The sequence below is a fragment of the Clostridium arbusti SL206 genome, from assembly GCF_000246895.1.
Lineage (GTDB): Bacteria > Bacillota > Clostridia > Clostridiales > Clostridiaceae > Clostridium_I > Clostridium_I arbusti.
On record NZ_BAEV01000018.1, the window covers coordinates 1 to 24,901 of the forward strand.

Annotated in this window: 14 protein-coding genes and 1 pseudogene; 1 reads left to right on the forward strand and 14 read right to left on the reverse strand. The window is 32.0% G+C overall.

The features are described 5' to 3' along the window. Nucleotides 1-907, forward strand: a 907-nt coding sequence (locus RH99_RS05170; RefSeq protein ID WP_010234922.1) for an L-lactate dehydrogenase, incomplete at its 5' end; no start/stop codon positions are given. 175 nt (nucleotides 908-1,082) lie between these two features. Here the strand turns inward: RH99_RS05170 and RH99_RS05175 are convergent. The 14 genes and pseudogenes from RH99_RS05175 to RH99_RS05240 form a co-directional block, all read right to left on the reverse strand. Beyond that, nucleotides 1,083-1,918, reverse strand: a pseudogene (locus RH99_RS05175) (aminotransferase class IV). An 87-nt stretch (nucleotides 1,919-2,005) separates the two neighbouring features. Continuing rightward, complete coding sequence (locus RH99_RS05180; RefSeq protein ID WP_010234924.1) at nucleotides 2,006-2,647, reverse strand: HAD-IB family hydrolase; 642 nt, start codon at nucleotides 2,645-2,647, stop codon at nucleotides 2,006-2,008. A 65-nt stretch (nucleotides 2,648-2,712) separates the two neighbouring features. Further along, nucleotides 2,713-3,102: a DUF1292 domain-containing protein gene (locus RH99_RS05185; protein ID WP_010234926.1), complete on the reverse strand. Its 390-nt coding sequence runs from the start codon at nucleotides 3,100-3,102 to the stop codon at nucleotides 2,713-2,715. A 142-nt stretch (nucleotides 3,103-3,244) separates the two neighbouring features. Then, entirely contained in the window at nucleotides 3,245-6,763 is a 3,519-nt protein-coding gene (nifJ, locus tag RH99_RS05190; protein ID WP_010234928.1) for a pyruvate:ferredoxin (flavodoxin) oxidoreductase, read from the reverse strand. A gap of 454 nt (nucleotides 6,764-7,217) precedes the next feature. Continuing rightward, nucleotides 7,218-10,763: a pyruvate:ferredoxin (flavodoxin) oxidoreductase gene (gene nifJ, locus RH99_RS05195; protein WP_010234930.1), complete on the reverse strand. Its 3,546-nt coding sequence runs from the start codon at nucleotides 10,761-10,763 to the stop codon at nucleotides 7,218-7,220. A 561-nt stretch (nucleotides 10,764-11,324) separates the two neighbouring features. Beyond that, nucleotides 11,325-11,750 (reverse strand): flavodoxin, encoded by a 426-nt coding sequence (locus tag RH99_RS05200; RefSeq protein ID WP_010234931.1) that lies wholly within the window; start codon nucleotides 11,748-11,750, stop codon nucleotides 11,325-11,327. A gap of 278 nt (nucleotides 11,751-12,028) precedes the next feature. Then, nucleotides 12,029-13,564: an MBL fold metallo-hydrolase RNA specificity domain-containing protein gene (locus RH99_RS05205; RefSeq protein ID WP_010234932.1), complete on the reverse strand. Its 1,536-nt coding sequence runs from the start codon at nucleotides 13,562-13,564 to the stop codon at nucleotides 12,029-12,031. 176 nt (nucleotides 13,565-13,740) lie between these two features. Next, nucleotides 13,741-14,814, reverse strand: a complete 1,074-nt coding sequence (gene murG, locus RH99_RS05210) for an undecaprenyldiphospho-muramoylpentapeptide beta-N-acetylglucosaminyltransferase (protein WP_010234935.1) — start codon at nucleotides 14,812-14,814, stop codon at nucleotides 13,741-13,743. A 31-nt stretch (nucleotides 14,815-14,845) separates the two neighbouring features. After that, a complete protein-coding gene (gene recJ / locus RH99_RS05215; protein ID WP_010234936.1) occupies nucleotides 14,846-16,615 on the reverse strand; it encodes a single-stranded-DNA-specific exonuclease RecJ in 1,770 nt (589 codons plus the stop codon). A gap of 27 nt (nucleotides 16,616-16,642) precedes the next feature. Next, the gene (hydE, locus tag RH99_RS05220; protein ID WP_010234937.1) at nucleotides 16,643-17,704 is read right to left on the reverse strand and encodes a [FeFe] hydrogenase H-cluster radical SAM maturase HydE; all 1,062 of its coding nucleotides are present in this window, start codon (nucleotides 17,702-17,704) and stop codon (nucleotides 16,643-16,645) included. A 224-nt stretch (nucleotides 17,705-17,928) separates the two neighbouring features. Continuing rightward, the gene (locus RH99_RS05225) at nucleotides 17,929-19,146 is read right to left on the reverse strand and encodes a M16 family metallopeptidase (protein WP_010234938.1); all 1,218 of its coding nucleotides are present in this window, start codon (nucleotides 19,144-19,146) and stop codon (nucleotides 17,929-17,931) included. 108 nt (nucleotides 19,147-19,254) lie between these two features. Then, nucleotides 19,255-21,093, reverse strand: a complete 1,839-nt coding sequence (locus RH99_RS05230) for an APC family permease (protein ID WP_010234939.1) — start codon at nucleotides 21,091-21,093, stop codon at nucleotides 19,255-19,257. Nucleotides 21,094-21,274: 181 nt separating this feature from the next. Then, entirely contained in the window at nucleotides 21,275-21,844 is a 570-nt protein-coding gene (locus RH99_RS05235) for a DJ-1 family glyoxalase III (protein ID WP_010234940.1), read from the reverse strand. 136 nt (nucleotides 21,845-21,980) lie between these two features. Continuing rightward, a complete protein-coding gene (locus RH99_RS05240; protein ID WP_010234941.1) occupies nucleotides 21,981-24,896 on the reverse strand; it encodes a DNA topoisomerase IV subunit A in 2,916 nt (971 codons plus the stop codon). Nucleotides 24,897-24,901: the final 5 nt, after the last annotated feature.

Sequence of the window (24,901 nt, forward strand, 5' to 3'; positions counted from 1 at the left end):
TACTGCTTTTGCCATTATGGATGAAGGTCTTGCTTCGGAAATTGTAATAGTAGATATAAACAAAGATAAAGCTGAAGGTGAGGCAATGGATTTATCTCACGGTGCATCTTTTGTAAAGCCCACAGTAATTAAAGCTGGAGAGTATAAAGATACAAGCAATTCTGATATTGTTATAATTACAGCTGGTGCTCCACAAAAACCAGGTGAAACTAGATTAGATTTAATAAATAAAAATTATAAAATAATGAATTCCATTGTACCGGAAGTTGTAAAATATAGTCCAAATTCAATATTATTAGTAGTTTCTAATCCAGTAGATGTACTAACTTATATAACTTACAAGATCTCAGGCTTTCCAAAGGAAAGAGTTATTGGATCCGGTACAGTTCTTGATACCTCAAGATTTAAATATATGTTAAGCAATCACTTTAATGTGGATGCAAGAAATATTCATACTTATATAATGGGAGAACATGGTGATTCAGAAATAGCCACTTGGAGTATAACTAATATAGCAGGCCTTGATATTGCTGAATACTGCAGCAGATATTGCAATAAATGTGATGGAAATATACGATATAACATTCATGAAGAAGTAAAAAATGCAGCTTATGAAATTATCAAGAAAAAAGGAGCAACTTATTATGCTGTTGCCCTGGCTATAAGAAGAATTGTAGAAGCTATACTAAGGGATGAAAACTCTATATTAACTATATCCACTCTCCTTGAAGGACAGTATGGCATTAAGGATATATACATGGGTGTTCCAAGTATTGTAGGTGCTGCTGGAATAAAGAATATAGTGGAATCTCCTCTAGATAAAGAAGAGTTAACTGCTCTACAGGAATCTGCAAAAACACTAAAAGAATCTCTTGAAAAAGCCCTTATTAAAGAAATTAAGAGTTAGGAATTAAGAATGAAGAGTTAAAGAAATTTTGTCTTTAGACAAAATAATAAATTTATTTTAATTGATTTTTCTGCACAGCAGAAAAATCTTCCTTCACTCTTCACTCTTCACTCTTCACTCTTCACTCTTAATTCTTAATTATTCACTAAATAAAACTTTCAACTAGAATAAATTCTCACCTATTTAATTTATTCTTATGAATATACCTTTTAATCATTTCATTGTATTCTTTCATTATACTTATAATTATATTATTGTGAGAAGAATTTAATTTAGTATTATCTATTTTTCTTATAGGTAACACCTTTGACAATGTACCAGAAATAAATATTCCATCCATTCTAATTGCATCTTTATAGTTTATTCTCTCCTCAATAACTTTATATCCACATTTTAAAGCAACTGCTATAATAGAATCTCTAGTAGTTCCCGGGAGAACATCTTCTAAAGGAGCAGTATAGACAGTTTTATCTTTAATCATAAATATATTAGATCTACTACCTTCTGTAACATTTCCATTTCTATCAACTAGTATTGCCTCATAGGCTTTTGCTTCTCTCATATTCCTCTCTACTAATGATCTAAATTCTGTGTTTACAACTTTGGCATTTGGATTTACTCTTTCTCCGTGATAAAAAATGGTATCTACTCCATTGCTATATTGTTCCTCAGTTGGATAGTTGTGCTTCAAAAAATAGGCATAAAAATTACATTCTCCATAAAAAAATTAAAAACTATTTTTATATTTCCTATATCTGCTTTATTTACCTGAATCAATTTATTAATCTTTGCCTTGATTTTATCTGATGTCATGGGCAATATTAAATTTGTAATCTTTGCTGAGTTCTCTAGCCTCTTAAGATTCTTTTCTACAAATAGTGGAACACCTTGTTCTATTCTAATAACTTCGTAAAGGGATTTGCCCAAAGTTATAAATTTATTATCAAAACTATCTTTTTGCTTAACTTCATCATCTTTTATATAAAATTCTCTATAACTTATGTCTTCCATAAAAATTACCTCCATAAAAAACCATAACAGTCTTTTCCAGGGAAATATTTTGCATTTCCTTGTATACTATTTTAAAGACTTCACTAGTTACTTCCAGTGAAGCACTTCAATATTATTATATTTCTTCTTCGAGTTTATTAAATAAGGATGACCTACTAGCTTAAACAAAGGCAAGTCTGCTAAAGAATCAGAATACATATAGGAATTTTTAAAATCCGCCTCTACATTTTCCTCTTTAAGCACTTCCTTAAGCCTTTTAACCTTTTCCTCACCCTTATTATTTTCTCCTATGATTTCACCTGTATAATAACCATTTACAAATTTAAATCTTGTTCCTATAACTTTATCTACTTCTTTTATATTATAAAGCTCATTTAAATAAAATTCAGCTGATGCAGAAATTAAATATACTTTATATCCCTCTGATTTTAACTTCTTTAATGTATTTATTGCATCTACATAAAAGATTTCACTAAATCTCTTTTCATAGAATTCCTTTACAAGCTCCTTTATTTCATTCTCATGAATTCCCTTTATAAAACCCATAAAATTATTTTTAGCCCTTGCTGCATCAAGTAAACCTAAAGCATATAAAATTGCTGATCCAAAGCTCTTAGGCATATGAATAATTAATGTAGGTTTCTTTTTAAGCATAAACATATAGAATTCAAATAGGGTTTCTCTTTTCGTCAAAGTATAGTCTACATCAAATATAGCTAGTTTTTCCAAAATATCACCTCTAAAAATATGTAAAATTAAAAGCCGCTACATAAAGCAGCGACTTCCTATAGAAATTATTTATCTTTTTCTAAAGTTGATTCGTAGTAAGCAGTAGCTGCCTTAAATTCCTCATCATCTGGAATTACAAGTTCTCCTTCATCGCCTTCACCCACAACCTTAAATAAATATACAGAACCATCTTGTGGATTTTGAACTAATGCAAATTCTCCCTCATTGTATACAAACCCATCTATAACATCACATGTTACAACATTTCCATGTTCATCTTCAAGTTCAACTGAGCATGCACCATGATGATCTTCTCCACATCCACAACTGCAATCGTGTTCGCCGCCGTGTTCATGTTCACCACCACATTCACATGAATCTTCATGTTTGTGTTCATCAGATCCGCATCCGCACCCATCTATACTACATGCATTAACTTTTTCATTTTCACTCATTATTACATACCTCCTTTTGCGTCATATTTTAATTCTACCCTTAAAAGCAAAATAATAAAAGGGGTTTTAATAAAATTTATATTATTTTATTAAAAAAAGAGAGGAAAGTATTAACTTCCCTCTCTTTTTAAGATTTATTGTATTATTTACCTGCTAAGAATTTATAAGATTCTAATCTTTCTTTAGCATCTTGTTCAGTTTTAGCAAATAATTCATCAGCTTTATCTGGGTATACTTTCTTTAATGAAGCAAATCTTACTTCACCTAATAAGAATTCTTTGAAATCACCCTTTGGCTCTTTTGAATCTAATGTAAATGGATTCTTTCCTGCTTCTTTAAGAAGTGGGTTGAATCTATACATAGCCCAGTATCCACACTCAACAGCTTTTTTCTCTTCAAGTTGACTGCATCCCATACCAGCTCTTAATCCTTGGTTTATACATGGAGAATAACCTATGATTAATGATGGACCTGGATAAGCTTCAGCTTCAGTAATTGCTTTTATAGTCTGATTTTTGTCAGCACCCATAGCTATTTGTGCTACATAAACATAACCATAACTTATAGCCATCATTCCAAGATCTTTCTTCTTAGTTCTCTTACCACCAGCTGCAAATTGTGCTATTGCTGCTGTTGGAGTAGCTTTTGATGATTGACCACCTGTATTTGAGTAAACTTCTGTATCAAATACAAATATGTTTACATCTTCACCTGATGCAAGTACGTGATCCACTCCACCATAACCGATGTCGTAAGCCCAACCGTCTCCACCAAATATCCATTGTGATTTTTTAACTAAATGATCTTTAGCATCGAAGATTTCTTTTACAGTAGCATTGCTATCTTTTTCTGCTTCTAATAATGGTAATAATTTAGCTGTAGCTGCTTTTGATTCATCAGCTAAGTCCATACTATTTACCCATTCAGTTAAAGCTTCTTTTAATTCTGGTTTTGCATCTGAAGCTACAAGTTCATTTGCTTGTTGTGCTATTCTTTCTCTTAATTGTTTAACACCAAGATACATTCCTAACCCAAACTCAGCATTATCTTCGAATAATGAGTTAGCCCAAGCAGGACCTTGACCTTTATGGTTAATTGTATATGGTGTAGCTGGTGCACTACCACCCCAGATTGAAGTACAACCTGTTGCATTAGCGATCATCATTCTGTCACCATATAATTGAGTTATAAGTCTTGCGTATGGAGCTTCTCCACAACCTGCACAAGCACCGTTGAACTCAAGTAATGGCTGTTCAAATTGACTACCTTTTACTGTTGTTTTGTTCATTGGATTTTCTTTTGGTGAAAGGTTAAGTGCATATTCAAAGTTATCAGCTTCTTTATATTGTGATTCAGCTGGTTTCATTACTAATGCCTTTTCCTTTGCAGGACAAACTTGAGCACAATTTCCGCATCCTGTACAATCAAGAGCACTGATCTTTATTGCAAAGTTAAGTTTTTCAGCAGTTTTTAATCCCATTGCTGGCTTAGTTGTAAATCCTTCTGGAGCATTCTTAGTTTCTTCTTCTGTCAATAAGAACGGTCTTATTACAGCGTGAGGACAAACATATGCACATTGGTTACATTGTATACATTTGTCTACTTGCCATTCAGGAATATTAATAGCAATTGCTCTCTTTTCATAAGCTGCAGTTCCATTAGGATAGGTTCCATCTTCAAGACCATTGAATGCACTTACAGGAAGTTTATCTCCTTCTTGTCTGTTCATTGGTTCAAGAATGTCAGTTATAAATTTAGGTTTAGCTTTTGTAGATGTTTCTATGTCTTTATCCTGTGCTTCTTTCCATATTTCTGGAACTTCAATCTTAACTACAGCATTTACACCTAAATCTATAGCATCGTTATTCATTTTAACAACTTTTTCACCTTTTTTACCATATGAAGTTACAACTGCTTCTTTTAAGTATTTTATTGCATCATCAACTGGTATTATGTTAGCTAATTTAAAGAATGCTGATTGCATGATCATGTTGATTCTTCCGCCAAGACCTATGCTTTGAGCTATCTTTACAGCATTTAATGTATAGAAATGTATGTTATGGTTAGCAATATATCTCTTCATTTTTGCTGGTAAATGAGTTTCAACTTCTTCTGGAGTCCAGATACTGTTAAGTAAGAAGTTACCACCATCTTTTAATCCGTCTAAAAGATCATATTTATAAACATAAGATTGGTTATGACAAGCAACAAAATCTGCTGTATTTATTAAATATGGTGATTTTATTGGTTTTTTACCAAATCTCAAATGGGAAATTGTAATACCACCTGATTTTTTTGAATCATATGCAAAGTAACCTTGAGCATACATATCAGTATGGTCACCTATAATTTTTATAGCACTTTTGTTAGCACCAACTGTACCATCTGAACCAAGTCCCCAGAACTTACAAGCTTTAGTTCCTTCTGGAGTAGTATCGATTTTTTCAGTTGTAGGTAATGAAGTAAATGTTACGTCATCATCTATTGCTATTGTAAATCCATTTTTAGGAGTAGCAGCATTTAGGTTTTCATAAACAGCTAGTATATCACTAGGAACTGTATCTTTTGAACCTAAACCATATCTTCCACCAACTATTACTGGCTTCATATCGCTATGATAGAATGATGTAACAACATCCTGGTAAAGTGGTTCTCCAAAGCTTCCTGGTTCTTTTGTTCTATCAAGAACAGCAATTTTCTTAACTGTTTTTGGAATATATTTAAAGAAGTGTTCAACTGAGAAAGGTCTAAATAGATGTACTTTTAATATACCTACTTTTTCGCCCTTAGCGTTTAAGTAATCTATAGTTTCTTCAATTGCATCGCAAATTGAACCCATTGCAATTATTATTCTCTCAGCATCTGCTGCTCCATAATAATCAAATAGGTGATATTCTCTTCCTGTAATTTTGCTTAATTCTCCCATATAGTTTTCAACTATTTCAGGAAGTGCATTATAATATTTGTTTGATGCTTCTCTTCCTTGGAAGTATACATCAGGATTTTCTGCTGTACCTCTAGTTACTGGATGTTCTGGATTTAAAGCATTATCTCTAAATGCTTTAACAGCATCCATATCCAATAATGGTCTTAAATCTTCATAATCAATAACTTCTATTTTTTGTATTTCATGTGATGTTCTGAATCCGTCAAAGAAATTTATGAAAGGAACTTTTCCCTTTATTGCAGCTAAATGTGCAACTGCTGATAAATCCATAACTTCTTGAACACTACCTTCTGCAAGTTGTGCAAATCCTGTTTGTCTTGCAGCCATAACATCTTGGTGATCACCAAATATGTTTAATGATTTTGTTGCTAGTGCTCTAGCACTCACATGGAATACTGATGGTAAAAGTTCACCAGCTATTTTATACATGTTTGGTATCATTAATAGTAATCCTTGAGAAGCTGTAAATGTTGTTGTTAACGCTCCTGCTTGAAGTGAACCATGCACTGCACCAGCAGCTCCTGCTTCTGATTGCATCTCCATTACTTTAACAGTTTGACCAAATAAGTTTTTTCTACCTTGAACTGCCCATTCATCAACATGTTCTGCCATTGGTGATGATGGTGTTATTGGATAAATCGCTGTAACATCAGTAAAAGCATAAGCTATATGAGCTGCTGCAGTGTTCCCATCCATAGTCTTCATTTTTACCATGTAAAACCCTTCTTTCTCATAAATTTAATAAATCATAATCCCTTAGGTATCTTCAAATAATAATATTTTGCGTAATACAATGCCCTAGAAGAACCCACCAAGACTACCTAGTATTAGTATAACATTTTTCATTGCATCATACAAAATTATATTGCAATATCAACTTATCTTTTTAGATACCTTAGCTAAGGTACATTCAGATAAATAACTAGTCAGTATGCTAGTCTATTTTGAATCCTACGACCTCAACAGAACCCTTAGATAGCTCACTATCTACGGAACCTGTTTCCTTGTTGGATTCAAAATATCCGTCGCATCTTTGACTTATTATTTATTTTCATATGCCTAATGAAAAAATTATTGTTTTAGATAGTTTAACCATTTTGTAAATAATTATTATTCACAAGAATAATAAAGAGGAGCCACATAAAGTGACTCCTCTTTTTAAAAAATATTATTTATAAAGTTCTACTAACTTTAATAAATGTTCATAACGTTCCATGGCAGCTTTCTCATTTTCACTGAATAGTTTTTCAGCACGATCTGGGAATGAACGTTTTAAACGAGTATAACGTGTTTCATTATTTAAGAATTTTTGGTATGTTCCATCACCTGGTTTAGATGTAAGAGTGAATGGATTCTTTCCTTCAGCCTTAAGAGCAGGATTAAAGGAGAATAGATTCCAGTATCCAGATTTTACAGCTGCTTTCATTTCATCCTGGCAGTGGTTCATACCACCTTTAACTCCGTGAAGTTCACAAGGTGCATATCCAATTATTAATGATGGTCCGTTATAAGCTTCTGCTTCAGCAATAGTCTTAAGAGTTTGAGCTGGATTAGCACCAAGAGCGATTTGTGCTACATATATGTAACCATAGCTCATAGCGATTTCAGCAAGACTCTTCTTTCCAACATCTTTACCAGCAGCAGCGAATTGACAAACTTCACCGATATTAGAAGCCTTAGAAGCTTGGCCACCTGTATTAGAGTACATTTCTGTATCGAATACCATAACATTTACGTTCTCTCCAGAAGCAAGTACATGGTCAAGTCCACCGAATCCGATATCATATGCCCATCCATCTCCTCCAAGAATCCATACTGACTTCTTAGCAAGGTACGCTTTCTTTTCAAGAACTTCTTTAGAAAGATCACAGCCTGCAGCAGCAGTTTTTTCAAGTTCAGCTACAAGTGTAGCAACCGCAGCAGTGTTTTCTTTTGTGCTTTCTTTTGTTTCAACGAATTTAGCAGCAGCAGCTTTAAACTCAGCAGATGCTCTATCATCAGCAGCAATCTTCTCAATCTTAGCAATTACTTGATCACGAAGAGTCTTCTGTCCAAGGTACATACCAAATCCATGTTCTGCATTATCTTCAAATAATGAGTTAGCCCATGCTGGACCTTTATTTGAATCTTTGTTAACTGTATATGGACAAGTTGCAGCAGGACCACCCCATATTGAAGAACATCCTGTAGCATTTGAAATATACATTTGTTCACCAAATAGTTGTGTAAGTATACGAGCATAAGATGTTTCTGCACATCCTGCACAACTTCCTGAGAACTCAAGAAGTGGCTGATTAAACTGAGATCCCTTAACTGTAGTATCAGCAGGAATTCCAGGTTTCTTACCTACATTTGCAACTAAGTAATCAAATACTGGTTGTTCATGTAATTGAGTTTCTTGAGGTACCATTGTGATAGCCTTCGTAGGACATACTGTAATACACTCTCCACAGCCCATACAATCAAGAGGAGTTACACTCATTGTAAATTTGTATTCTCCAGCTTTTGGCTTAGTATTAGCAAGTTTAATGTTATCAGGAGCTGCTTTAACTTCGTCTTCGCTAAGCATGAAAGGACGAATTGTAGCATGAGAACATACAAATGCACAGTTATTACATTGAATACATTTTTCTGGATTCCATTCTGGAACCATTACAGCAGTACCACGTTTTTCATATGCTGAAGCACCTAATTCGTACTGTCCGTCTGGATTTTCTGAGAATGCAGATACAGGAAGACTATCACCATCCATAAGTCCGATAGGATTCATAAGATCATTAACCATCTTAACTGTTTCTGGACGACCTGTAAGTTCTGGAGCTGGAGCATCTGCTTCTGGATTTGACCATGAAGCTGGAACTTCTACTTTATGAACAGCATCTACACCAGCATCAATTGCTTTGTAGTTCATTTCTACAACTGCATCGCCTTTTTTACCGTAAGATTTCTTAGCAGCAGCTTTCATAAAGCCAACAGCATCATCAATTGGCATAACATTTGCTAATTTGAAGAATGCAGATTGAAGAATAGTGTTAGTACGTTTACCCATACCAATTTCAATTGCTTTATCAATAGCATTAATTGTGTATAATTGAATGTTGTTTTCTGCAATATATTTCTTAGCAGCAGCATTAAGCTTAGAATCAAGTTCTTCATCTGACCACTGACAGTTGATCATGAATATTCCGCCTGGCTTAACATCCTGAACCATCTTGAAGCCTTTAACAACATAAGATGGGTTATGGCATGCAACGAAATCAGCTTGATTTATGTAATACGGACTTCTAATTGCCTTATCACCAAAACGAAGATGAGAAATTGTTATTCCACCAGTCTTCTTAGAGTCATATTGGAAGTATGCTTGAATAAATTTATCTGTATGATCACCAAGAATCTTTGTAGAGTTCTTGTTAGCACCAACAGTACCATCACCACCAAGACCCCAGAATTTACACTCTACTGTACCAACTGCAGATGTAATAGGAGCTGGCTTAACTTCTGGTAAACTTAAGTTAGTAACATCATCTACGATACCAAGTGTGAAACGAGCTTTAGGAGCATCTTTCAAAAGCTCAGTATATACAGCAAATACAGATGAAGGAGGAGTATCCTTAGAACCAAGTCCATAACGACCATTTGTTAATATAACATCATTAAGTCCTGCTTCACGAAGAGTTGTAGCAACATCAAGGTATAATGGATCACCTAATGCTCCTGGTTCTTTTGTACGGTCAAGAACAGCAATCTTCTTAGCAGTTTTAGGAATAACTTTAAGAAGGCCATTAGATACCCATGGACGATATAAACGAACTTTAACTAGTCCAACTTTTTCTCCTTTAGCTGTTAAGTAATCAATAACTTCCTCAGCTACATCACAAATAGATCCCATTGCTACGATGACACGATCAGCATCTGGAGCTCCATAGTAATTGAATAAATCATAGTTTGTACCAAGTTTTTCATTTACCTTAGCCATGTATTTTTCAACTACAGCTGGCAAATTATTATAAGCTGTGTTAGATGCTTCACGATGTTGGAAGAAAACATCTCCATTTTCATGAGAACCACGCATAGCTGGTTTTTCTGGATTTAATGCATGATCACGGAAAGCTTTAAGAGCATCCATATTGCACATTTCTTTAAGATCTTTATAATCCCATTTTTCAATTTTTTGAATTTCATGTGATGTACGGAATCCATCAAAGAAATTGATGAAAGGAACTTTTCCTTCAAGTGCAGCAAGATGTGCAACAGGACTTAAGTCCATAACTTCTTGTGGATTTGTTTCAGCAAGCATTGCGAAACCTACTTGACGACAAGCATATACATCACTATGATCACCAAAAATGTTAAGTGCATGTGATGAAACTGTACGTGCAGATACATGGAATACGCTTGGAAGCATTTCACCAGCAATCTTGTACATATTTGGAATCATTAAAAGAAGACCTTGTGAAGCTGTAAATGTAGTAGTAAGTGCACCTGCAGCAAGTGAACCGTGAACAGTTCCTGCAGCACCTGCCTCAGACTGTAGTTCTACAACTTTAACCTGATTACCAAAAATGTTCTCTTGGCCTGCAGCAGACCACATATCAACACTATCAGCCATTGGGCTTGATGGTGTAATTGGGTATATACCAGCTACTTCAGTATAAGCATAGGCTACATGTGCAGCAGCTGTATTACCATCCATTGATTGTTTAGCTCTTGACATATTAAATTTCCTCCTTATTATTACGCCTTATTAATCGGCATAATTTCATCATTACTATTAAACTTTGTATAGACATGATTCATGTTATTTATCATTTCTGTCAAAGTATATTTGAAAAAGCAATGATACAAACAATTTTATATTAATAAAATATTCGATGATTATTTAACGATTTAATTATAATACTATAGATTGGGTTTTACAAGACGAATTTTAGATTTTTATAGTAGTTTTTTGTATTTTATTTTGCTGTAATATAACACAAGAAAAAAAGTGATACAGATTTTTTTTATACTGTAATATAACAGAAAATATAAGTGATACAGAAAAAATAAATGATGAAGGATGAAAAATTGAGGATGATTTTCCTCAGTTATTCACTCTTCATCATTTACACGAAATTTATCGAATTAGGTTATATTTTGTTAAATAGAATTTAGCTTCTAATAGCTTTAAAATATACTGATTTACTCTTTATTTCTCATAACCTTAATTAAGGCACATTCAAATAAATAACTAGTCAGTATGCTAGTCTATTTATTTTTATATGCCTTAAGCTAATTATAAAGCTAATAACTTACCAAGTTCTTCTGCTTTTTCAATTTCTTCTTTTGTAGGAGCCTCTTTAACTGCAAGACTTCCCTTTACGTCGAATTTTTCGTCTACCATTCTTGCTACCCAGTCTTCCATGAATTTTCCATTATCCCAACCATATGAACCAAATAATACAACTGGCATATTGTTTGGAGCAAGTATTCTTATTTCTTTTATAAATGGTTCCATTTCTTCTTGTTCAATTCTATTATTATCCATTGATGGACTTCCAAGCGCAACAGCATCGTAGTTAGTAATTTCTGTTGGTTTAACATCTCCAACCAATTTTAAGTCTACTTCTGCACCAGCCTTTTTAGCACCTTCTGCAATATGGTTTGCTAGCACCTCAACATTTCCCATATTACTCCAATAAATTACAGCAATTTTTTTCATTTTGACCACTTCCCTCTATAAGGCATCTTCAAATAAATAACTAGTCAGTATGCTAGTCTATTTTGAATCATACTATGTTAACAGAACCCTCTGATAGCACCACTATCATCAGAACCTGTTTCCTTGTATGATTCAAAATATACGTGGTATCTTTCACTTATTATTTATTTTCATATGCCTAAATTAATATTTTACTCATTATATTGATAATTATTTAACAATTTTATTATAATACTACATTTTACCTTTTACAAGAATTAAATTTACATTTTACATAATTATCTGGACTTCTTTATAACATCTTTAATTTTTCCTATGAGCAATTCTTTATTTATCTCCTCTATATTATCTATAGAATCTAGAAGTTTTATTAATTGATTTTTTAGATTAGAGTTACTATTAACTTTTTTAGATACTATTCCTTCATTTATACGAATAATATCACCAGATTTCATTATTTTTGTATTATACCCTTTTTCTTTTGCAAAATTCGAAAAACTCTCTTCTGCATCTTTTTCTCCATGTACTAAAAATATTTCTTCAGGTTTCTTGCTAAAGCTTTCTAACCACTTAATTAGTCCATCTCTATCAGCATGTCCTGATAATTCTTCAATATCATATATAGAAGAATTTACTGCAATATCCTCTCCAAAAATCTTTACCTTTTTAGCTCCACTTAAAATATTATTACCAAGCGTACCTTGTGCTTGATATCCTATAAATGCTATTGAACATTCTTTTCTCCATAAATTATGTTTAAGATGATGCTTAATCCTTCCCGCTTCGCACATACCGCTGGCTGAAATAATTACTGCTCCAGATTGAATTTTATTTATTTTAGCAGAATCCTCTGGAGAATTAGTGAAAATCAGTCCTTCGAATCTAAGTGGATTATTTCCATTAGCAAATTCTTTTTTTGTTTCATCATCAAAGCAATCATTGTACTTTTCAAATACCCTAGTAGATTTCGCTGCTAGCGGACTATCCACAAATACCATTAAATTGCTTATTTCATTATTCCTCTTAAGTTTACCTAGTTCGTATAATACTTCCTGTACTCTGCCCACTGCAAAGGAAGGTATTATAACGTTTCCACCCTTTGCAAAAGTCTCTTTTATTATATCTGTTAATTTATGCAATTGATTGTGTAAATTATCATGTAGTCTGTTACCATAAGTGGTTTCCATTATCAAATAATCCGCATAATCAAGAACTGCTGGATCTTTCATAATTGGAATATCTACATTCCCCACATCTCCAGTATACACTATTTTAACTTCATCCTTTTCCCCTTCTCTTATAAATAATTCTACAAAAGCGGCTCCTAAAAGATGTCCTGAATCTCTAAATCTAATTTTGAAACCATCAAAGACTTCAATAGTTGTACCATAAGGGATTCCAGTAAAAAGATACATTGATAATTCTGCCATGGTAGATGTATACAGTGGTTCTATTATATCTAACCCCTGTCTCTTTCTTCTCTTATTTTTCCATAGCACTTCATTTTCTTGAATGTACCCGCTATCCACTAGCATTGCACTGCAAAGATCTTTTGTAGCATTAGTGCAAAAGACTTGTCCTTTAAAACCTTTTTTATATAATAATGGTATTCTTCCGCTATGGTCAATATGGGCATGTGATAGGATTACGTAATCCACTTCTTTAGGATCAAAATTGAATCCATCATTTCCTCTCTCTTTTTCATCTTTTCCCTGATACAAACCACAATCAAGTAATATAGTCTTATTATTTACCCTTAGTATATGACATGAACCTGTGACACATCCTGCTGCACCATAAAACTCTAATTCCATATTTCCCATCTCCTCTCTATAATTTAATTATACACCATGTCATTCAATTTTCACAATAATTGTAATATTGTAAACTTAGAATTTGAATATGCCTTATATATATTAGAATGCAGGAAAGGCTATATGCACAAGATTTAAAATTTTTGTGCATATAGCCTTTCTTTTACAATATAAGATTACTTAGAATATTTTTCTATTATAGCTACAATATTATTAACCCCATTTTTTACAGGGCTTTCATTCATAGCTCTTATATAATTTTCTTTATCCCTATTCAGTTCATTTAGTTTATTTATTAACAATTCGCTATTTAAATCTTCTTCATCGATAACCATACTATAACCATGTTTTTTAAAGGAAGCAGCATTTAAAATTTGATCTCCTCTACTGGATTTTTTTGAAAGAGGAATTAAAATATTAGGCTTTCTAAGAGCTAAAAGTTCAAATATAACATTAGCCCCAGCTCTTGATATAACTAAATCTGCGGCATTCATAAAGTCTGGTAATTCATCGCTTACATATTCAAATTGTCTGTATCCATTTTTATTTTTTAATGAATTGTCCAAATTCCCCTTACCACAAATATGAATTACATTATATTTTAATAAAATATCATCAATAGCTTTTCTAACGGTATCATTTATTACCTTAGATCCAAGACTTCCTCCTATAATAAAAATTACAGGTTTATGTGTATCCTGAAAATTGCATAACCTAAGTCCTTCAATTTTACTACCTTCTAGAAGTTCCTTTCTTATAGGCGTTCCTGTGAGTACTCCTTTATTTCCCTTTATATTCTCTATAGATTCTGGAAATGTTACGCAAACTTTAGTACAATAAGGAGCTGCCAGCCTATTTGCAAGGCCTGGTGTCATATCTGATTCATGTGCTATTACTGGTACTTTACATAAATGTGCTGCTATAACTACAGGCACTGTTACAAATCCGCCCTTTGAAAATACTATAGAAGGTTTTTCCCTTTTCATAATCACTGTTGCTTGAATTATTCCTTTAAGAACTTTAAATGGATCTGAAAAGTTTTTTATATCAAAATATCGTCTTAATTTTCCACTGGATATTGTATGATATTTAATATTTTGTCCTTGAATTATGTTTTTTTCTATACCATTTTTAGTACCAATATATTGTACTTCGTAGCCTAAATAGGATAACTTAGGTATTAGGGCTAGATTAGGAGTAACATGTCCTGCTGAACCTCCACCTGTCATAATTATTTTATGTCCTTCCAAAAAAAAGCACCCCCACATTATTAATTATTTTTTATTTGGAAATTCTAAAATCTACAATCCTCATCTGCAAATACTTTTTATTTCTAAAAATATTTATAAATGGAACATAAACTAAATCTAATTTTATACTGTCACTGCTTACCAAAGCTTGTTCCAAAGACATTGAATATGCATCCATTATCATTTTCTGAAATTCTTCCACTTTACCAAAACATATGCCAGTTATTATTTTTCTATGATTTTTTGAACAAACTTGAAATTTCAATGTATTTTTAATCTCCCTACCTAAAAGCTGTATATTACTTATGAATACATTTTTTTCAGCTAGTAATGGAGATGCGTTTCCCTTTCCAAAAGGTTCCAATCTATTTATCTCTTCAACTAAGCTTTCATCTATTTCTTCTAAGTAAACTTGTTTTTCCAATCTTAGTTTAGGTATTATATCTTCTTCGGTAAGCTTACAATTTTCATTAAGTGCTTTTCTCAATAGAGGAATATTTTTTTCTTCAATGGATAAACCTGCCGCCATAGGATGTCCTCCAAATTTGTTTAGTAAATCTTTACATTTTATAAGTTCCTCAAACAAATTATATTCTTCAATGGATCTTCCTGAACCCTTTGGCATTTCTTTTCCCTTTGTAATAATTATAGTAGGTAGATTAAATCTTTCTCTTATTTTCCCTGCCACAATACCAGCTATGCTCTCATGAACATTTTCATTATAAACCACTAACACTTTTTCATTATTTATTTTTGAATTTTCTATATGACTTATTATTTCATCCACACATTTAACGGTCATATCTTGCCTTTTTTTATTTAGTGCTACTAGTTCTCTTGAAAGCGTAATTGCTTCATCCTTATTATCTGTCAATAATAACTTAACTGATAAATCAGCAGTTTCTAATCTCCCAGTAGCATTAATGCAGGGTCCTATTAAAAATCCCACAGTATGAGAATTAATTTTTTTATCTTTCATCTCTAAATTTTCTAAAAGAGTATTTATTCCAAGATTTTTACTATTACTCAATGAGCTTAGGCCAAGCTTTGCAATAATTCTATTCTCATCTACTAAATCAACCACATCACATATAGTTCCTATACAGGCAATCTCAATATAATCATAAGCCTCTTTCTCATCTATACCCATTTTTCTAAATAGAACCTGGGCAAATTTAAAGGATATACCCGCACCACATAACAGCTTAAAAGGATATTTACACAACTGTTGTTTAGGGTTTATTATTGCATCAGCTTCTGGAATAATATATTTTTTATTTTCATTTTCTTCGATAAAAGGCAATTCATGATGATCCGTTATTACTACTTTTAAACCAAGTTCCTTAGCAAGCTTAATTTCCTCTATAGCAGAGATCCCATTATCACAGGTCAAAACTGTATTATATCCTTGCTCTTTCAGTAATCTTAATCTTTCTTTGCTAAGTCCATAACCTTCTGTTTCTCTGTTAGGTATATGATATCCAACATTAGCATCACATGCTTTTAAGGCTTTGTACATTATAACAGTGCTGGTTACCCCATCAGCATCATAATCTCCATAAATAACTATTTTTTCTTTATGTAAAATACTATCTCTTATTATATCAGTGCCCTTATCCATGTCCTTCATAGCCATTGGATCATGGAGATCTTCCTCTCTGGCACTTAAAAACCTCTTTATATCAACAATATTTTTTATTCCCCTATTTGCTAATATCTTAGCTGTAGTTACAGTTATATTTGCATTTTTTGCTAGATAATTAATATCTGCACTAGTTCTTTTAAGCATCCATCTTGCCATTAAATTATCACCTCATTACAGAACCAGTTAATTCTTAACTCTTAACTGATTTTCAAGTTCCCTGTTTCTAAATCCCTTATTCTTACCTATGGTTCTGCCTATGGTTGTAATTTTGCCTGTAATACAAGATCTGCAGTGGGATGGTGTATCATTTACGCAAATCTTACCAGGATACAATGCATAAAGTTTTCTGTATTCACCTTCTGTTATATTTGGCATTACTACGTTAGCTCCACTTTGCAGTGCAATTATTCTTCCATTGTTATTAAGAGTTTCCATAGCTGTAGTAGCTGGTATGTTTATATCCTTCAGTAAAAGTCTGGTTAATGCCATAACCTTAAGACTTAAATAGAATTCTCCTCCAGCCTCATTCTTTAAAGGTGTATCTTCATTTGGAATGAAAGGACCAATTCCAATCATATCTGCACCAATCTCTTTAAAGAAAAGTATATCCTCTGCTAAGGATTCAATGGTTTGATTTGGAAGTCCAACAAGGCATCCGCTGCCCACTTCATAACCTAATTTTTTTAGATCCTCCAAACATCTTTTTCTATTTTCATGACTCATATTTGGATCCATAGCCTCATATAATGCCCTATCTGTAGTTTCAATTCTTATAAGATATCTGTCCGCTCCAGCTTCTTTATAAGCTTTGTATTCCTCATAGGTTTTCTCTCCAATACTTATAGTTACTGCTACATCCATTTTTTTTATATTACTTATAATGTATTTCATCTTTTCTACAGTATAAAATTCATCTTCACCGGATTGAAGAACAAAAGTTTTATATCCATATTCTGCACCTTTTTTTGCCAGTTCAATTATCTCATCTGGCATCAACCTATATCTTTTTACATTTTTATTTTCTGCTCTTAATCCGCAGTACATACAATTCCTCTTACATATATTTGAAAATTCTATGAGTCCTCTTAGGTGAACTTCATCGCCCATATATTTTTTCCTTATTCTATCTGCAGCATCAAATAATTCCTGATTGTTTTCTGAATCTTGTAGAATTTCTATTATTTCTTCTTTTGTTAAATCATTGGTATTCTCCGCTTTTTTTATTAGTTGTAAAATTTTTTCCATGTTTCCACCTCATAAAGATCTATTACTCTGAAACTAAGAACCATAAGCTATCACTGAATCTTACTTTGTTGGAATTTGTTACTCCCTGGAAGTTTATATGGATTATCAAGGGATGTATATAACTGTTATCTCCACCTTTAGAAATCAGAGAAGCAAAATCTAATTCTTCGTTTACAAACTTTATTTATACGTATATGCATTATAGCATATTTCTTATGAAAAACCTATTGCCTTAATATTTCAATTGTAGGATTTATCATCACTTTTTTTGCCGTATTTATTATTTCATCCTTAGTTATATTTAAAGTATTATAACCAGTTAAACTAAATAAATCAAAATTATCATTCATAATTTTATTTGTTGTCAGTGCCTTTGCAAGCTCTATAGCCTTTTCAAGTTCAAGTTCTCTTCTGAGTTTAACACTTTTTATAATACTGTCTATATTATCCTTTGAAAATTCACTTTCAAAACAATCTATATTAGATATAAGTCTATTTATTATTTCAATTGCCTTATTTACATTATGCACAGAAGTTCCCATACAAATATTCAATAGTTTAATTCCCTTTTCATTTTTTATAATACTAAATACATCGTATGCTAAACCAGCTTTAGTCCTTATATTGTCATATAAAATGCTGCTAGTACCTCTTCCAAATTTATAATTGAATATATTAAGGACAGCAAGTTCTCTATCAGTAAGTCTCTCTATTGGAAAACAATACTGTATTTTTGCTCCTTCTATTCCAGCTTTATTTCTTACAAAAAGGCCTTTAGAGTTTTCTTCATAGTCTATATCCTTAATTTTAGTTTTATTATTTTCCCAATGCGCCATGTAGCTTTTAACTATATCTAATACTTCATTATATTCCAATGAAGAAACCACACTTATAACACAATTATCTGGATTATAATATTTATTATAAAAACCCTCTATATCCTTTAATGAAAAGCTTCTTATAATCTCTTTTTCTCCAATTATACAGGTTTTAATTCTTCTATGTTTAAAAGCACTATTTAATAATTCGTCTTCACATAATTGAAAACTATCATCCTTCCATTCCTTTAATTCTTCACAAATTACATCTATTTCTTCTTTAAAACCTTCTTCTTTAAAAGAAGGTGATTTTATTATATCAGAATATACCTCAAAGCCTATATTGAAATCTTCTGATAAGGTTGTTCCATAATATATTGAATAGGGGAAATTGGTCATGGCATTGCTAAAACCAAATATTTCATCGCATACTTTATTTATTTCAAATTCACTTCTCTTATGGGTACCTTTAAAAACCATATGTTCTACCACATGGGCAATTCCCATTTCATCTTCACTTTCCATTAACGCTCCTGCATTAAAACCTATACAGAAGGAAGTTATTTGTCCTACCCTATGTTCATATATCATAGTTATACCATTTTTAAACTTATAAGTCTTCATAATATCACCACCTAATAATATTTTCTGGAAAAAATTACACCCCAGGGGTGCAAAATTTTCTCTTGTTTAAAAAGATAAAATCTCGAGAAATAGATCTCGAGATTTTATTTATTCATCTATTATATAAGGTATAGTTGTCAATGCAATATTTCTTCTGTTTAAGAGTGCACTTTTTACAAAGAGTGAAGTTTGGTTGTGAAGAGCATGGTGCCACCATTTTTTAACCACGAACTGAGGCATTACAACTGTTATAGTATCATTAGGACCCATAACAAACTCTTCTGATTCTATAAACTTAACTAAAGGTCCGAGTAAACTTCTATAAGGTGACCTCTTTATTGTCAATGGAATACCAACATTGTATTCTTCCCATCTCTTTTTTAGTTTGTCCGTTGATTCTTCATCTACCGATACATGGAAAATAATAATATCTTCTGTTAAAGATCTTGCATAATTAAGTGCCTTTAAAAAAGATTTATTAAGGGTATCTATTGGCACAATAATATAGTTTCTATTTGCACCATATATCATTTTTTTAGGCTTAATATCAAGAGGTAGTCTAAGTGAATCTGCTACTTTATTATAATGCTTTTTAATTCTCATCATTATAAACACCAATATAGGTATCAATAAACATACTATCCAAGCGCCATGTACAAATTTGGTAACACCTATAACTATAGCTGTAATACAGGTTATTACTGCACCAAATCCACTAATAAAAGCCTTATGCTTCCAATTTCCCTGTTTCCCTCTGACAAATCTCATAAACATTCCAAACTGAGAAAGAGTAAAAGATATGAAAACACCTACAGCATATAATGGTAGTAGATAGTGATTTTCACCTTTAAAATGTATAAGTAATATACTTGCTGCTACAGCTAAAAATAAAATACCATTTGAAAAACTTAATCTTTTTCCTCTTTTACATAGTTGTCTTGGTGCATATCCATCTTTAGATATTATAGATAATAAAAGTGGAAAATCCGCATAGGAAGTATTTGCTGCCATAATAAGTATTAGTGCTGTAGTTGCCTGAATAACGTAAAACATTATACCATTTCCAAATACCTGTAAAGCAATTTGTGATACAACTGTTCTATCAAGGCTTGGAACAGCTTGATACATTGTTGCAAGATAAGATATACCTGCAAATAATACAAATGCAATGCATCCTAGTATAAGTAATACCTTTTTGGCATTTTTCTGCGATGGTTCCTCAAAGTTAGGAATACCATCGCTTACAGCTTCTACTCCTGTTACAGCTGTACATCCACCTGCAAAGGCCTTTAAAAATACAAAGAAAGTAATTTGTCCACTAAAATCAGGTAAGACTTCTAGTGGTTTTGGAACATATCCAAATACTTTTACTCTTACAATACCAACTACTATCATAACAATCATACTTATAATAAAAAGATAGGTAGGTATTCCAAAGAGTTTTGCAGAATCCTTAAGCCCACGAAGATTACCAATGGTCATTATTACCACAATTATAAGACATATAATCAATTTATAGTGTAAAAGTTCTGGTATAGCCGAAGTAATAGCTCCTGCACCAGCAGATACACTTACTGCTACAGTCAAAACATAGTCTATACAAAGAGCTGAACCTGCAATGAGCCCTGGTGTCACTCCTATGTTATCTTTAGCAACTATATAGGAACCGCCACCCTTTGGATAACTATCTATAGTCTGTCTATAAGAAAACATAAGTATAAACAAAAGCAATACTATTAACAAGGCTACATACAGCATGTTTTTAAACGCCATAATTCCAATAGCTGGAACAAGTATCCAAAGTATTTCCTCTCCAGCATAAGCTACTGAAGAAATAGCATCACTTGAAAGTATAGGTAGACCCCAAAAAACATTAAATTTTTCAGATTTTAATTCTTCTGTTTTTAAGGATTTACCTAACAAAACATTTCTTATCTTATCAAACATTTTTTCACCTCTAGCTGAAACTATTAGTCATCTCTATACTTTAATATAAAATAACTTCTATTGATTATATCTTACAAATTACATTTATTAAAATTGTCTTTAATAACAAATTTCATCTAAATAAGCAATTAGGACAAGTTATCCCTATATACCATAATATTTCATCCACTAGCTCTTATTTTCACTGTTTTATGCTTTTTTCCACAAATTTTAATAACATCTCTTCTCTTAAATTATCTGCCTCTTGATGTTTCCCTAATCTTTCCACTAGTTTCAGTGCAAAATATAATGCAGTAGCAGGTCCTCTGCTAGTAATTATATTTTTATCTTCTACTACTATATCTTCTACATAAGTACAGTATTTTAACTCCTCTTTAAAACTTGGGTAAGAGGTCATCTTATTTCCACTGCAAATATCCGCTTCCTTTAAAACAATAGGTGCAGCACAAATTGCTGAAACTATTTTATTGTTTTTATAGAAGTCTTTTACTATATCTATAACTTTTTCATTTTCTTTAAGATTCTTTGCTCCAGGCATGCCACCAGGAAGAACTATGGCATCATATTCATCTCTATGAATTTCATCTATAACCTTGTCACATTTAACTTCAATATGGTGTGCTCCTTTAACATAAATACCACCTAAGGAACACATATCACAATTAATATTTACTCTTCTAAGTACATCAACTACAGTAAGTGCTTCTATTTCCTCAAAACCATCTGCAATAAATAATAAAACATTAATCATTCACTAACATCTCCTTTTAATCTTTAGGCACATTCAAATAAATAACTAGTCAGTATGCTAGTCTATTTTGAATCCTACTACGTCAACAGAACCCTCAGATAGCTCACTATCTAAAGAACCTATTTCCTTGTAGGCTTCAAAATATACGTCGCATCTTTGACTTACTATTTATTTTCATATGCCTTATTTCTTTTATATAGTCATCTATAGGTAAGATCATAATATTTTTACCTCTTCCTGCTCTATTTTGGAGTTTAAAGTCCTGAATAGGAATAAGTTTGCTATCTTTGTTTTTAGATTTTACAGCAACACATTTGTATTCTTCACTGCACAGAAAACCATATATAACCTGATCCTCTTCATCTAAACTTATTCCAGTAACACCAGAAGCAATTTTACCCATATAATTTAAATTTTTAGAGGAAAATCTTATCCCCATACCTCTTAGAGTTATAATTATAATATCATTATCCTTTTCTTTACTTAAAAATTCAATATTTACAAGAGTATCTTCTCCTCTAAATTTATAGGCTATAGTGCTTATATTCTCAACTTTAAACTCTCCAATTGCAGTTTTCTTTATCAGCCCATTTTTTGTAAAGAAATATACATCTATAGCCTCGTTAAAGTTTTTTACAGAAATTACATTTAATATCTTTTCAGCTTTATCATCAAATTCCTCATTAATCTTGGATATATTCATATCCTCACTATTAATATTTTCAAGTAAAAAAGCTGGTATATATAGAATTTTACCTTTATTCGTAAAAAATAAGATTGTACTTGCTGAGTCTGTATTACATTCTTTTAGGTTAGAACTACCTCTAGCCTTACTATCTATTTTAATAAGTCCTGTGTCACTTACGCTTACTTTAAAATTTCTAAAAGTATGCTGATCAGTAAATTGTATATTTGTTATATTATCTTTATTTGAAAGATTAAAAAGCTTAGTACCAAAACTATTTCTTTCTGATTCTTCAAGTATTGGCTCTTCTATAGTGAACTTAAAGTCCAGTTCAGTTTTAACCTTTAAGAATTTTTCTTCTCTATTTTTCTCCACTAATTCAGAGAATATAAGTTTCTCATTAGCCTTCATTTTTAATGCCATGATTTTAGAGTAATTTGAATTAAATTTATCTAAGGCTGTTTTCTTCATGGAACCTCTATTAGTAATAAAAATCATATCCTTTTGGGAATTAATATTCTCTATAGAAAATGCATTTATAATATGCTCTTTATCTAAATCTAATCCCCTTATAAGTGAATCCAGCCTTTCACCTTTTTCTTTCCATTTATGTTCAGGTATAGCATTCCCTTTTAGCTGATACATATTACCTTTATCGGTAAATATCATAGTTGTATGCTTTGTATTTGATTCAAAGAGAAATTTGTTATAATCTCCCTCTCTGTATTCTATATCCTCTACATTAGTATTTGATCTAGCGTAGGTTTTTTGAGCTATTCTCTTTATATAGCCTTCTTTTGATATAGTAACTACAATATCCTCTACCACAATGAGCTCTTCTAAATCAATTTTTGCTTCTTCCTCATTGTGGATTATCTCTGTTCGTCTATCATCACCATATTTTTCTCGAACTTCTTTTAATTCATTTTTTATAACCTTTAATAACTCTTTTTCATTTTCAAGTATATTCTTAAGTTTTTTAATGATCTTTTCAAGTTGTTTATATTCCTTTTCAAAGATCTTTATTTCAAGACCAGTAAGTCTGTATAGCATAAGTTCTACTATAGCTTGTGCTTGGTCTTCTGTAAATTTATATTCTCTTACTAAATTATCTATAGAATCTTTTTTAGACTTTGATGCTCTTATAGTTGCAATTATTTGATCTAGTATATCTATAGCTTTAATAAATCCCTGTACTATATGAAATCTCTTTTCTGCTATTTGTAATTCTTTTTTAGTTCTTCTCTTAATTACATCCTTTTGATGTTCAACATAATATGTAAGAATAGCTTTAAGCCCCATAGTAAGCGGCTTTCCACCAGCAAGAGCAACCATATTAAAACTTACATTGCACTGCAATTCTGTCTTTTTAAAAAGATATTTCTGTACTTTTTCAATATCTTTTATTTCCATGGTTTTCTTAAACTCTATAACTGCTCTTATTCCAGTTCTATCGGATTCATCTCTAATATCTACAATTCCCTCTAGTACCTTCTGATGTTTTTTATCTCCTGTCATTTCAGAAATGGTTTCTAAAATCTTAGCCTTATTTCTTCTATAGGGAAATTCAGTTATAACGATGCCATACCTTCCATTCTCCAGTTGTTCTATATTTGTTTTAGATCTTAATGCAACCTTTCCTTCCCCAGATTCATAAGCGGATAAGAGAGACTGCTCTCCAATTAGAATTCCTCCCGTTGGTAAATCAGGTCCCTTTATGTGCCCCATAAGATCTCTTGTAGTAACATCATTATTATCTATGTACATAAGTGTTGCATCTATAACCTCTCTTAAATTATGAGGTGGTATATTTGTAGCAAGACCAACAGCAATACCAAATGCTCCATTGACTAGAAGATTTGGATACCTAGCTGGTAATACTTCTGGTTCAAGCTCTGAGGCAGAGTAATTTTCCACCATATTTACTACATCTTTATCCATATCCTTAAGCATTTCCATAGCATTAGGGGTAAGTCTAGCTTCTGTGTAACGCATGGCAGCAGCATTATCACCATCTTGACTTCCCCAGTTTCCATGACCATCTATAAGTGGATATCTTGTAGTAAATTTTTGAGCAAGTATTACCATAGCATCATAAACAGAAGTATCTCCATGTGGATGATACTTTCCCAGTATGTCTCCTACTATTCTGGCAGATTTATAATAAGGCTTATCAGGAAATGCCTTCATCATATAAGCACCATATAAAATCCTTCTATGAACAGGTTTTAAACCATCCCTCACATCTGGAAGAGCTCTATCCCTTGCTACTTCCACTGCATAGGGTAAATAATTGTCTGGCATAGCCTCTTCTAGGGGAACATTTATTATATTATTATCTCTTGGTATATTTATTTTTTTAACCACTTAAC